The 13,075-nt window shown below is 48.6% G+C and carries 13 protein-coding genes and 1 rRNA gene; 13 read left to right on the top strand and 1 reads right to left on the bottom strand.

Annotation, left to right across the window (positions count from 1 at the left end):
* The 11 genes from AC3Y23_RS24415 to AC3Y23_RS24365 all read left to right on the top strand — a co-directional run bounded on the left by AC3Y23_RS24415 (position 1) and on the right by AC3Y23_RS24365 (position 11,062).
* On the top strand, positions 1–192 hold the full coding sequence (locus AC3Y23_RS24415; protein ID WP_379204012.1) for a PLDc N-terminal domain-containing protein: 192 nt from the start codon (positions 1–3) through the stop codon (positions 190–192).
* Positions 189–1,109: an ABC transporter ATP-binding protein gene (locus AC3Y23_RS24410; RefSeq protein ID WP_379204010.1), complete on the top strand. Its 921-nt coding sequence runs from the start codon at positions 189–191 to the stop codon at positions 1,107–1,109. The genes AC3Y23_RS24415 and AC3Y23_RS24410 overlap by 4 nt, the downstream gene beginning before the upstream one ends.
* A complete protein-coding gene (locus AC3Y23_RS24405) occupies positions 1,106–1,885 on the top strand; it encodes an ABC transporter permease subunit (protein WP_379204008.1) in 780 nt (259 codons plus the stop codon). Before AC3Y23_RS24410 ends, AC3Y23_RS24405 begins: the two co-directional genes overlap by 4 nt.
* Positions 1,886–2,044: 159 nt before the next feature.
* Positions 2,045–2,428, top strand: coding sequence for an ATPase (locus tag AC3Y23_RS24400; protein WP_379204006.1), 384 nt, complete (start codon positions 2,045–2,047; stop codon positions 2,426–2,428).
* Between the two features lie 135 nt (positions 2,429–2,563).
* Positions 2,564–2,851 carry an Asp-tRNA(Asn)/Glu-tRNA(Gln) amidotransferase subunit GatC gene (gatC, locus tag AC3Y23_RS24395; RefSeq protein ID WP_379204004.1) on the top strand — a complete coding sequence of 96 codons (288 nt, stop codon included), beginning with the start codon at positions 2,564–2,566 and terminating at the stop codon, positions 2,849–2,851.
* Between the two features lie 29 nt (positions 2,852–2,880).
* Entirely contained in the window at positions 2,881–4,338 is a 1,458-nt protein-coding gene (gene gatA / locus AC3Y23_RS24390; RefSeq protein ID WP_379204002.1) for an Asp-tRNA(Asn)/Glu-tRNA(Gln) amidotransferase subunit GatA, read from the top strand.
* 270 nt (positions 4,339–4,608) lie between these two features.
* Positions 4,609–6,042, top strand: coding sequence for an Asp-tRNA(Asn)/Glu-tRNA(Gln) amidotransferase subunit GatB (gene gatB / locus AC3Y23_RS24385; protein ID WP_379204000.1), 1,434 nt, complete (start codon positions 4,609–4,611; stop codon positions 6,040–6,042).
* A 76-nt stretch (positions 6,043–6,118) separates the two neighbouring features.
* On the top strand, positions 6,119–6,586 hold the full coding sequence (locus tag AC3Y23_RS24380; RefSeq protein WP_379203998.1) for a GNAT family N-acetyltransferase: 468 nt from the start codon (positions 6,119–6,121) through the stop codon (positions 6,584–6,586).
* Between the two features lie 38 nt (positions 6,587–6,624).
* On the top strand, positions 6,625–8,517 hold the full coding sequence (locus tag AC3Y23_RS24375; RefSeq protein WP_379203996.1) for a DUF4097 family beta strand repeat-containing protein: 1,893 nt from the start codon (positions 6,625–6,627) through the stop codon (positions 8,515–8,517).
* Positions 8,518–8,644: 127 nt separating this feature from the next.
* Entirely contained in the window at positions 8,645–9,082 is a 438-nt protein-coding gene (perR, locus tag AC3Y23_RS24370; RefSeq protein ID WP_066365765.1) for a peroxide-responsive transcriptional repressor PerR, read from the top strand.
* A gap of 258 nt (positions 9,083–9,340) precedes the next feature.
* On the top strand, positions 9,341–11,062 hold the full coding sequence (locus tag AC3Y23_RS24365; protein WP_379203993.1) for a glycosyl hydrolase family 18 protein: 1,722 nt from the start codon (positions 9,341–9,343) through the stop codon (positions 11,060–11,062).
* 102 nt (positions 11,063–11,164) lie between these two features.
* Here AC3Y23_RS24365 and AC3Y23_RS24360 read toward each other — a convergent pair whose 3' ends face one another.
* Complete coding sequence (locus tag AC3Y23_RS24360; protein ID WP_379203991.1) at positions 11,165–11,533, bottom strand: DUF2614 family zinc ribbon-containing protein; 369 nt, start codon at positions 11,531–11,533, stop codon at positions 11,165–11,167.
* Between the two features lie 139 nt (positions 11,534–11,672).
* Between AC3Y23_RS24360 and AC3Y23_RS24355 the strand changes: the two genes are divergently transcribed.
* Positions 11,673–12,551: a nucleotidyltransferase-like protein gene (locus AC3Y23_RS24355; RefSeq protein ID WP_379203989.1), complete on the top strand. Its 879-nt coding sequence runs from the start codon at positions 11,673–11,675 to the stop codon at positions 12,549–12,551.
* 426 nt (positions 12,552–12,977) lie between these two features.
* Positions 12,978–13,075: ribosomal RNA gene (locus tag AC3Y23_RS24350) — 16S ribosomal RNA — on the top strand; the annotation flags it as partial.

Genomic DNA, 13,075 nt, shown 5'->3' with positions numbered 1-13,075 from the left:
ATGGAGAATGTGAATTGGGGGCTTATACTACCGCTTGTGGTGCTGCAAGTCCTACTTGCGGTCATCGGTTTAATTTCACTTTGGAAGGCGGAGAGTGTCCGGGGGCCCAAATGGCTCTGGATCATCATTCTTGTAGCCGGGAGTTTGTTCGGCAGTATAGCCTATTTCACGGTCGGTAGGAGGGAGGCATGATGCAGCCGTTGCTTCAAGTCTCTAATTTGCAAAAAAACTACGGCAGCCACCTCTCTGTTGGCGGGATCAGCTTTGAGATTGCCCAAGGAAGCTGTGTCGCGCTGCTCGGACCCAATGGTGCCGGGAAGACAACGACGCTGCGCATGATAGCCGGACTGCTCCCGCCATCAGCGGGAAGCATTGCCTTTGCAGGGAGTTACCAAGGAGGAGATTTTCGGCGGGAACTGGGATATCTACCCCAATCGCCAGCTTTTTATGGCTGGATGAGTGGGCAGGAATACGTTGTTTTTGCTGCTAAGCTCAGTGGAATGAACGGGAAGGAAGCCGTAAGCAAGGCTAAGACGGCCTTGGAACGGGTGGGGCTGACAGCCGCCGCACGCCGCCGCATCGCCGGGTACTCTGGTGGGATGAAGCAGCGCTTGGGTTTGGCACAGGCGCTTGTGCACCATCCCCGCCTACTGCTGCTAGATGAGCCGGTATCGGCACTTGATCCCATTGGTCGACGGGAGGTCATGGAACTGCTGCGTGAAATTCGGGAAGAGACAACCATCGTTTTTTCCACACATGTGCTACACGACGCAGAAGAAGTGTGCGATGAAATTATAGTGATGAAGGACGGATTGATTGCAGAGCAGGGGGCATTGTCCATGCTGCGTTCCAAGTACAGTCAGCCAGTCATTACGGTTCGTACAGAGAAGAATGCAGAGGCTATCCAGTGGTTAAACTCTGTTGCCTCTAAGCCCTTTATATTAGAGGCACGGCTTAATGGAGAACACGCTGTGTTCAATGTGGACAATTTGGAGCAAGCACGCGGTGCCATTCTGAAGGAAGCTGCCTCTTTGGATATCCCTCTTCTGCAATTCGAAGCAGGTTCTTCCACGCTTGAGGATATGTTCATGAAGGTGGTCGGGGGATGAGAAATACCTGGATTGTTTATCAAAAAGAAATGTTGGAAGCAGTTCGGACTTATAAACTAATCTGGATACCTGTGGTCTTTATTCTGCTGGGAGCCATGCAGCCTATAATAACCTACTATATGCCGGATATTTTGCAGGCATCGAACAATGTCCCTCAAGGGATTTTGGAAGGCTATGTCATGCCAGGTGCAGGTGCGGTGATGTCCCAGGCGCTGGGGCAATACAGTACGATCGGAATCCTGGTACTGGTACTGGCGGCCATGAACAGCTTGTCCGGAGAACGGTACAACGGAAGTGTTGAGCTTGTGTTATCCAGACCTTTGTCACCTACTGGATTTGTAATTGCCAAGTGGATTGGGTTGTTTACACTACTGTTGCTTGCGCTTGGCCTGGGTGTAGCTAGTGCACTCTATTATACTGAGCAGTTGATAGGGACTCTCCCCTGGATGGATGTCGTGGCTGCAACAGCACTTTATGGACTATGGCTGTTATGTGCCCTTTCACTCACCTTGCTGTTCAGTGCTTTTTTGCGTGCATCTGCCGCTGCATTCCTGTCACTTCTGTCGTCCGCAGGAATGGCGCTTGCCAACAGCCTGATGCCATCATGGTTTGATTGGACGCCAGCGGCTCTCCCCGGACTGTCTACCCAGCTTCTTTCTGCAGGAAGGAAAGCCACTACGGTGGACTTAAGTCCTTGTTTGTCAGCAGTGCTGCTCATTCTCCTTTGCTTTGCTGGTGCTTCCATATTGATGGGGAGGAATAAATTGCCGAAATGAAGGTGAAGCCACTTTATCCGCGACTTTTTTCCAATCCCGAAGCATATTATGGAAAAAGAGCTTGAACGCTTCCTCCTTCCGCTAGACAGCTCTATTATTTTTTAGTAGACTGTTGAAATAAGTAAAATCATCATAGATTTTGGGCCAGGAGGTAGGGCGATGCTGCGTTTAGGAGAGAAGATTGTCATTGTCGCGGACGCTTTCGAGCAGGGTCTTCCTATCGGGGACTACGGCTACCTGATTGCTTACGATCGCAATCCCGATAATGCGTTTGATTATGTCATTCGAGTTCCCCAGGCGAACAGGAATTTTTATGTTCCGGCAGAGGACATTGAAGCAGAAGAAGTTTTGCTGACCGTCGAAGCCGAGCGGGCGACGCATGAAGCGTTGATCGATTATGCCTTGTCCACGCACAATGAGAAGCTGTTCCATTATTTAATGAACGGCGATGTGGCCGATGCGGAAGAGATAGAGACTACAACCAAAGAGAGTCTGTCCCAGGCGGAATTCATTAAGCAAGTGAATCTCCGGGCTTGGATTTAAGAAGGGCCGGCGCAAGCCGGCTTTTTTAACATGCCTGAGGCACAGTACAAGCACATTGAATTGTCCAGGCTTCTACAATATAATTAAAAACGTTATCCGGGCGCTTTAGCCCTTTAATCAGGAGGGATGTTTGTTATGAGCATTACTGTCAAAGATGTGCAGCATGTGGCCAAGCTGGCTCGCCTGCAGTTAAGCCCGGAAGAAGAGGCAACCTTTACCGAACAAATGAATGCCATTTTACAATATGCAGAGAAACTCAATGAGTTGGATACAGAAAATGTACACCCAACCACTCACGTGCTTCAGGTAAGCAATGTCATGCGTGATGATGTTGTGAAGGAGAGTTTGTCTCAGGAAGAGGCGCTGCTTAATGCGCCAGATCAGGAAGACGGACAATTCAAAGTACCAGCCGTACTGGAATAACTACACCTATTTAAGAAGGAGGAAGAATCTTGAGCCTGTTTCAATATCGTTTGCCCGAAGTACATAACATGCTGAACAACAAAGAGATCTCTGTCAGTGAGCTGACTGAAGAATCGTTGTCCGCCATCGCTGAGCGTGATGCGCGCGTGCATGCTTTTTTGACGTTAAATGAAGAGGGGGCACGTGCTGCAGCACGCTCTCTGGATGACAAACTAGCTTCCGGGGCGGCACGTGGTCTGCTGTTTGGTCTCCCTGCGGGGATTAAGGACAACATTTCTACCAAGGGATTGCGTACAACTTGTGCCAGCCAATTCCTGAACAATTTCCAACCGGTCTATGATGCTACAGTAGCCGACAAACTGCGTCAGGCTGATGCTGTAACCATCGGCAAGCTGAACATGGACGAGTTCGCTATGGGCGGCTCCAATGAGAACTCAAGCTTTGGTGCTGTACGCAATCCGTGGGATCTTGAGCGTGTTCCTGGCGGTTCCAGCGGTGGCTCCGCAGCTGCTGTTGCAGCTGGCGAAGTATTCTTCGCGCTGGGCTCCGACACTGGTGGTTCCATCCGCCAACCCGCTTCTTATTGCGGCGTAGTGGGTCTTAAACCGACCTATGGCCTCGTATCCCGGTATGGCTTGGTGGCTTTCGCCTCCTCGCTGGATCAGATTGGCCCGATTACTCGCAATGTGGAGGATTCCGCATATGTGCTGCAAGCTATCGCTGGCTATGATGCCAAGGATTCCACATCCGCCAAAGTAGATATTCCAGATTATTTAAGCGCGCTTACTGGCGATGTATCCGGACTGCGTATTGCAGTACCGAAGGAGTATCTGGGTGAAGGCGTTGATGCTTCTGTTCGCGAGCCGGTTTTGGCAGCACTCAAAGTGTTGGAAAGCTTGGGAGCTACCTGGGATGAAGTATCCTTGCCGCATACCGAATATGCGGTTGCTACCTATTATCTGCTGGCTTCGTCGGAGGCATCCTCCAACCTGGCCCGTTTTGACGGTGTCCGTTATGGTGTTCGTGCGGATGATGGCAGCGGCCTGCTCGACCTTTACCACAACTCGCGTAGCCTTGGCTTTGGACCAGAGGTGAAGCGCCGGATTATGCTGGGTACCTATGCGCTCAGTTCAGGTTACTACGATGCTTATTATCTGAAAGCTCAGAAGGTAAGAACTCTGATTAAACAAGACTTCGATGAAATCTTCCAGAAATACGATGTTGTGATTGGGCCAACTGCGCCTACAACAGCCTTTAAGCTGGGTTCGCAGACCGAAGATCCACTGACTATGTATTTGAACGATATTTTGACTATTCCTGTAAGTCTGGCTGGTATTCCGGCTGTCAGCGTTCCTTGCGGTTTTGCTGAAGGACTCCCAGTGGGTCTGCAAATTATCGGTAAGGAATTTGATGAAAGCACTGTACTGCGTGTCGCACACGCATTTGAACAAAATACAGATCATCATAAGCAGCGTCCACAGCTTTAATCGGATTTTGAAGCTAGATTGGACTTGAAAATATACAAGAAGGGGAAAGTGGCGTAGGGGAATTTTGGAACTGTAGGAGCGAGAGCGTCCGCCTTTGTCTGCGGATTTCTACCGCTAATAGCGGTTAAAATCAAGAAATCTGCAGACAACAGCGGCCGAAAGTCCAAACATTCTCTGGAGTCACGGCTCATCCCATAGTAGAAAAATCACAAGTTCAATCTATATAGTGAAGAATAGGCTCACAAAACTTTTAAGGGAATGAGATAACTTATGTCTAAATATGAAACGGTTATCGGGCTGGAAGTCCATGTGGAGCTTCATACAAAGTCCAAAATCTTTTGCGGCTGTTCCACTGAATTCGGTGCTCCGCCTAATACACACACATGCCCAGTCTGCCTGGGCCATCCCGGTGTTCTGCCGGTACTGAACCGCCAAGCGGTGGAATATGCAATGAAGGCGGCAATGGCGCTGAATTGTACCATCGGTGACGTTAGCAAGTTTGACCGCAAAAACTATTTTTATCCTGATTCGCCGAAGGCTTATCAGATTTCCCAGTTCGATCAGCCAATCGGTCTGAACGGCTGGATTGATATTGAAGTGAACGGGGAGACCAAGCGGATTGGCATCACCCGTCTGCATCTGGAGGAAGACGCTGGTAAGCTGACACACGTAGATGGCGGTTATGCTTCATTGGTCGATTTCAACCGGGTCGGTACGCCGCTGATTGAAATTGTCTCTGAGCCGGAGCTAAGATCGCCGGAAGAAGCACGAGCTTATCTAGAGAAGATTCGGGCGATCATGCAATACTGCGATGTATCCGATGTGAAGATGGAAGAGGGCTCGATGCGTTGTGATGCGAATATCAGCTTGCGTCCATACGGACAAGCTGAGTTTGGTATCCGGGCCGAGCTGAAGAACATGAACTCCTTCCGTGGTGTACTGCGTGGATTGGAGTATGAGGAATACCGTCAGGCTGAGATTCTCGACGACGGCGGTGTGGTTGTACAGGAGACGCGTCGTTGGGATGAAGCACAAGGCAAGACCTTGTCCATGCGTGGTAAGGAAGAGGCGCATGATTACCGCTACTTCCCAGACCCGGATCTAATTGTGCTGCACATTGATGAGGAATGGAGAGAATCCATCCGCGCGGGTATCCCGGAGCTTCCCGATGCACGGAAAGTCCGTTACAGTGAGGAATTTGGACTCCCGGCTTACGATGCTGGTGTGATCACTTCATCCAAGCTGCTGGCTGATTTCTTTGAGGGAAGTCTGGCCTATACCCAGGATGCCAAGGCTGTAGCCAACTGGATCATGGGTGACTTGCTGGCTTATTTGAACAGCAACAATCTGGAGCTGTCCCAAGTGAAGATCACCCCTCAGGGGCTCGGCGAGATGATTGGCCTCATTGCGGCTGGAACTATCAGCAGCAAGATTGCCAAGACTGTCTTCAAGGAGATGCTGGAATCCGGCAAATTGCCAGGCGTTATCGTTGAAGAGAAGGGTCTTGTGCAGATCAGCGATGAGGGAGCCATTAAAGGAATCGTCGAAGCCGTTGTTGCAGCCAATCCGCAGTCCGTAGAGGATTACAAGGCGGGCAAGCAAAAAGCGATCGGCTTCCTGGTTGGCCAGGTAATGAAAGAAAGTAAAGGCAAAGCGAATCCGGGCCTTGTTAACAAATTGCTGGCTGAGGTTTTGAATAACTAATGTACTTGTAGCGATATATAACTTGGGGCTTGTCGGCAACGGCAGGCCCTTCGCGGCATATAAGGGGACGGCGGGAATGAATATAACAAGACTTGATCTTCAGGATGAGATGACTGTTGATGATCTGTGGAGCCTCCAGCACAAGGCTTACCGTTTGGAAGCGGAGCTTATCGGGTTTCACGAAATTCCTCCACTAATGGAGACGAGGGAGATGCTTAGACGCTCCCCGGAGGTTTTTTACGGCTGTCATGACCATGCCTATGAGCTGATGGGTGCAGTTGCTGTTGAAGAAGAATCACCTGGCAAGCTGACGATTACCCGGATGATGGTGAACCCGGGGCATTTCCGTAAGGGAGTTGCCGGTGCGCTTTTAGAGTACGTATTTGGAAAATACAGCGAGATGGAGCAGTTCATCGTCTCCACTGGCAAACTGAACTTTCCTGCAGTTGCTTTGTATACGAAGCATGGATTTGTTCAGGTGGGAGTAGAAGAAGTGGTTCCCGGTGTTGAACTGGTCGAATTTTATCGGAGGGGTCACGTTTGAAGTGGGACAAGCAATCTTGGCGAGAGGAGGAGCCTGGAATGACAGACAAGCCGGAGTTCGTGCCCGAAGAAGAGCAGGGCGAAATGGATATGCAAGAGTCACTTCAGGATGATGATCAGCCTAAAATAATTCCGCCGCGGCCCAAACGGCGCAGACGTAAGCTTAAGTTTATTGCGGGCTTGCTGGCGGCGATTATTCCTGGGTCCGGGCATATCTATTTCGGGCTGCTCCGTAAAGGGATTTCGTTTATTTTTGCTATTCTTTTAGATATCTCTGCACTAATATACTTCTCCTCAATAGGCATGCAGATTAATGTGCCGTTGCTTATCCTGCTGGGGCTACTGATCCCTGTTCTTTATTTCTATAATGTATACGATGTGCTGCAATCTGCAGATCGGATTTTACGATTTCCGGTAGAACAAGACCCCGGACTTGCCCCAGTACCATCCAAACGCCGGACCTTTGTTACCGAACCGGGCCTATCCTTTGGCCTGATGCTGTTATTCGGCGGGGCACTACTCTTCCTTTTCCGACAGAAACCCCCATGGTTACAGTATTTCATTGAGCATTATGCGGAGGCTACTATCGCTATAGTTTTAGTAGGCGCAGGCTTGCTGATGGGGATTAGGGAGATTGCCAATGGCACTGATCGGTGGAGACGGAAGGAGCGCCGCAAGCGTCGTGTCGGAAGATATACAGCTGTCGCTCTGCTTGTTAGTGTCGGTATCCTTCTTTTCCTCGACTGGAAAGAAGGGACGGAACGGATGCTGCTTCTGCTGAAGTGGTGGCCGCTGATCCCTGTACTTTGGGGTGTGGAGTACCTGGTGATATATGTTGTTGCCCGCCGTGTGAACGCTGAGCATGCTGCAAGAGCGAGGCTTGATCTTAGAGGCTTGTTGTCTGCCATTGTACTGGCGGCGAGTGTCTTTCTTGTAGCGGAGCAGGGTCATTATCTGCATCTATGGAACCGTGTAAGCTTAAATTTGACCGCTGCTGCCGTTGATTACGGGGAAGCAGAAGGAAGGCAATTTGAGAAGCCAACGCTAATTGTACCGGTTGAACTTAATACCGCGAAAATTTCTATAGACGGGATCAACGGAGATATTCTATTGCACCGTGCACCAGTCCAGAATATTGAGATCAATACTACTGTATGGGTGGATCAATTGGAAGGCGCAGTGGCTGAAGCAATATCCGAGCAGTCCTTTGTGGATGTAGCGGTAGGCCCCAACATCAAAATCACCCCCAAAAGCAAAGCATACGGCGATTCGGGAAAACGTCAACCGCGGATGAACCTGGACATATCACTTCCTGAGGACCGGCGGTTTGACATCGAAGTCCGCACCATGAACGGTGGCATAACGCTCCAGAATGTAGAAGCGATCAAGGACATTTCCCTGGAGACGGGCAACGGTCAATTGATTCTTCACCGAATCTACGGCGATGTCAAAGGGAAAACGCTGAATGGCGCGGTCCGTGCCAGAGGGGTGCAGGGCAGCGTGGATTTGACGACGAACGGTGGCGACATGAATGCCTGGGATGTGAATGGGGCCTTGAAGCTGTCGACGGTAGTTGGTAACATCAGCGCCATGAACAGTAATGACAATATTGATCTTACCAGCAAGAACGGAAATCTGGAGATTGATGGTGCACCGCTGAAGCTGCATGCAGAATCCCTGAATGGAGGTATCATTGTCCGTTCACCTTTGGTTGGCGGGGACTGGGATATTTACAGCGCAGTGGGTGATATCAGCTTGTATCTCCCCGAGTCTGGAGATTACCAGCTGAGTGGCTCCAGCGGTTATGGAGATATCATCTCGGATTTGCCAGGACTGGTTATAGACAAGAAAACAATCTCCGGAGAAGCGGGAATGGCAGAATTCAAGCTGCATGTGGAAGGAAACAGCAATCTAAATGTGAGGAAATATTGAATTAAGTAATTTTTCTTATATAATAATAAATATAATGTACAGACCACATTGACAATATTGAAAGAGCGGTCTTACAATTGTAAATATACTTTTACAGAAGTTTTTTAATTTAAAGGCGGTGGCAATTATGGGTAGTGGCGTACAACATGCATTGGAACAATTAAAAACAACCGGTGTCCGTATTACACCCCAGCGACATGCAATACTTACGTATTTGATGGAAGCGATGAATCATCCGACGGCGGACGATATTTATCGGGCGCTGGAGCCTAAGTTTCCAAGCATGAGCGTGGCAACCGTATATAATAATCTCAAAATGTTTATGGAAGCCGGCATGGTTCGTGAATTGACCTACGGCGATAATTCCAGCAGGTTCGATGCCAATGTCTCCGATCATTATCATGTGATCTGTCAGACATGCGGCAAGATAGAGGATTTCAGTTATCCGCCGCTTCATGATGTGGAGCATCGTGCAGCAGAGGAGACGGGATTCAGAATTACAGGACTGCGTATGGAGCTTTATGGAGTATGTGAAGAGTGTAATGACAAGAAGATCCAGCAATAGAATTACAGGCAGCTGAATAGTAAAAGGCGGGAAAGCATGGCGCTTCGGATGATCCGGGAGACCTATGGCCTGTCTGTTCATAACGTGTGGAGTCCGGTCAACGGAAGCTGCACGTTTTATTTTTTATATCATTTTTACAGAATGAGGGAGGTATGCCAGCAGTTTTTGAAACAAAACAGGCATTTAACGCGTATACTTAAAGGCAGTGTTAACCGTATTTATCAATAATTCAAAAATGCTATAGTTGGAGGATGCATCTTGGACAGAAGACATGGACAAAGACATGTTAAAAAACGCGGAAGCCTTTTTCGCCGCTTACTTGGGCTCTTGATTGTCGTGGCTGCAGCTTACTGGGTGATCTTTTATATAATGCCGAACCGGCAGCATGTTGACCCTGATTGGAAGGGGCTGGAGAGACCTGTATTCGTCAAAGGAGAGCTGACAGGATACTCTGCCACTGGAACTGGAGATGGCCTTCTTTTACCGCTGCCGCTGCTTCAGGAGTATGTAGATTCGTCTATCCGCTATGAAGCGGCCACGAAATCAGTGATCCTTTCCACAGGTAATGAACTTCTTTATATGCAGGAGAATAAGACAGATGCCAGTCTCAATAACAAGCCCCTGCAGCTTCGGCTCGCCCCGGAAGTGAAGGATGGTGTGACCTATCTGCCAACGACTACACTTGAGGATCTGTACGGGTTTGAAGTTCAGGAGGACAAGGATACCGGTGCTGTCTTGTTGATGAGTGCAGGAGAATCGGTTCCGCTTGGAAAAGTGAAGGGTAAAGTAGGGGGCAAAACAGTTGCCATGCGTACGGAAGCCACGATTCACGCCCCAATTGTAGCGGACATGCCTCCCGGCACTTCGGTGAGAATCTGGAAAGAAGCCGAGGAGGGCTGGCTGTATGTGCAGCTGGACAGCGGCTATTCGGGGTATGCCAAGACGAGCGACATTATCCCTGATGGTGATAAAACCGTTGAGCTGAAGCCCGTAGTTCCTTCAAGAGCCGAGCGTAGCTGGAAGGGTAAGCCTGTTAACCTCATCTGGGAAGCTGTCTATGAACGCAAGCCAGACCCGAATGCAATCGGCAAGCTGCCGGGAGTAAATGTGGTCAGTCCAACATGGTTCCGGATTGTGGATACTGATGGCAATGTTCGCAGTCAGGCGGATAGCGCGTATGTACAGTGGGCTCATGCTCAGGGGATGGAGGTATGGGGACTGCTCAGCAATAGCTTTGAGGCTGATCTGACAACGGAGGCTTTGTCCACTTATGAGAAGCGGATGAGGACGATCGTGCAGATGCTGGAATATGCAGATCTATACAATCTTGACGGGATCAATATTGATTTTGAGAATGTGTATACGAAGGACGGAGAGAACGTTACGCAGTTTATGCGCGAACTGAAGCCGATGGCGCAAGCCAAAAATCTCATCGTATCTATAGACGTCACCCCCAAATCGAATAGTGAAATGTGGTCGTTGTTCCTCGATCGCCGAGCCCTGGGGCCGCTTACGGATTTCCTGATCGTGATGGCGTATGATGAACATTGGGCAGCCAGTCCCAAAGCAGGATCTGTAGCTTCACTTCCATGGGTCAAGAATGCGATGAATCGTATTATCAATGAAGATGAGGTACCTCCTGAGAAGCTGATTCTTGGGGTGCCTCTGTATACACGTATCTGGACCGAGAAACCGGTTGATGGCAAGACGAAGGTTAGTTCCAAGGCAGTGAGCATGAATACAGTGGACAAGATCATTAATGAAAAGAAGTTGAAACCAACCCTGGATGCGAGTGCAGGGCAGAATTATGTAGAGTACAAGGAGGAAGGCGTTCTGCGCAAAATATGGATCGAGGATAAGACTTCGTTGCAGGCTAGAGTGGAACTTGCCCAGTCCCTCGGACTTGGAGGCATTGGTTCTTGGAACCGCAGCTTTGCTAATCAGTCGGCCTGGGAAGCTTTGCAAGGAATTCATAAGTAATATTTTATAAAAATGATCTAAAAAGGGACTCCGCTTTTTCGGAAGTCCCTTTTTCTATGCATATCTAGTTGGAGTATCGTTCAGATGAGCCTTCACGCATTTCTAATTCTGATTAAGCTGCTGTTGCTTAAGCTGTTCTGCAGTAATATTCGCCTGGTTTGGGTCCAGCGTGAGAATGGTGTGACAGAACATACAGCGGTCGGTTTTGCCGAGCATTTTGGTGAGCTTATGACATTCCGGGCATTCTAGCTGCACAGCGCTTGTAGAGAGCATGCCAGCCCAGAAATAGATGGCCATACTGGCCACCATCGAAATTAAACCGATTACAAGCCCAATTCCGGCAAATACTTTACCGGCAGGGCCCCAGAATACAATTCCGGCAGTCCCCAAAATCATTAGTCCCATTCCAAGCATTGTGAGCAAAAGTCCCCATGTACGGAAAGCGTTGATTTTGGCCGATTTGAATTTCATGAGTATTAACTCCTAACCTAAATATAGTTCGGTTGACCAGAAGGAACTAACTTGGATATGTAGAATTACATTACTAAGTAAATTATACCTGAATTATAACTGAATTGACGCAAAATCGCCAAATTTGATGGAGGGAAGTATGGAACTGTCCAATTTGACTTTGTTAAGTGGAGAAACGTTTGATGATAGTGTTCTCGGCGCTGTGGCATTTCGGCGGAAGGGGAATGCTCCTTTTCAGAGCGCGCTGCTTCACGATTTTGATATGGTCGTGCTTATGCTACATGAAGGGCAGGAGAAGGAACGTCTGGTTAGTCAGACAATTGCCGGTGAGAGACGCACCCATTCGCTCCACGTAGGTATGTCTGCTCTCGAACGGGCGGTTATGGCGGGCGATAACAATGAACTGCTTACTAGTCTAATGTCGGGAGAGATAATCTGGGATCCGAAGGGTATCCTTGAGGATATGCGTCAGGAAATCACTCGATTTTCGGCACCACTTAAGGATCGGGTACTGTTAATGGAGTTCGCCCGCTTTTTGCATATGTATGTGAAGGCCAAGCGCTATATGGATGCTGCATGTATTATGGATGCTTACAATTGCATATTGATGGCTTTGTATCATTGGGCACGCATTGAAGTGAGCGAAAGTGGCAGTTTTCCCGAGCCTGCTGTATGGGATCAGGTCAAAAAAATGAACACACCTGTTCATAAGCTGTATGAGGAACTCACTGTAAGCACAGAGACGCTGGAACAAAGAGTGGAGCTGATCTTGTTAGCTTGTGATTTCTCAATTATGTCGAAGATGGTGGATTGTTGTAGTCTACTCCTCTCCATTTTGCAGAGTCGCAAGGAGCCATGGGGCATCGCGGAACTCCTTCAGCAGTCAGGACTGAAACCACTGGAAGCTGAACTTCCGCTTGTTCTACGTAAACTAGCCTCCCGTTCACTCCTTCGAGAGATCACCTCCTGGGGTGAAGCTAATCCTGGGGAAGGTCATGCTGTTCGCTATACTGTATAGAGATAAGAAGAAGCACACCGCTACAACATACTATAGATAAAAGCTGTGGGTAGGGAGAGGCGAAGCACTCTCTTTTTTTGTTTGGTTGTAGCTTATAAATGGGAAATACGAAGTAAGAGAAAATTTATAGTTGACTCATCGTATGAAGATGTGATAAATTATAACTCGTCCCTCTGAGACAGAGATTTGTTGAAAAACAATCGATGAACAACCTGAAAAAAGAAATTAAAAAAAGGGTTGACGAAAACGAGGACAGCATGGTATAGTATAAGAGTTGCTGCTGAGACATTAAGCGGACAACGAGAACAGCTTGATCTTTGAAAACTGAACAACGAGTGAGTATCGAATTCACGCAAGTGAATTCACAAATGAGAATTTAATTCTCGTCAGATGTTTCAAAATGAGCAATCGCTCTTTCTAAATACCAATTTGGAGAGTTTGATCCTGGCTCAGGACGAACGCTGGCGGCGTGCCTAATACATGCAAGTCGAGCGGGGTTGATTTGAAAGCTTGCTTTCAAATCA

Source organism: Paenibacillus sp. MAHUQ-45 (genome assembly GCF_058133325.1).
Note: the sequence above shows the minus strand (reverse complement) of the source record. Positions and strands in the feature narration are given on the sequence as shown.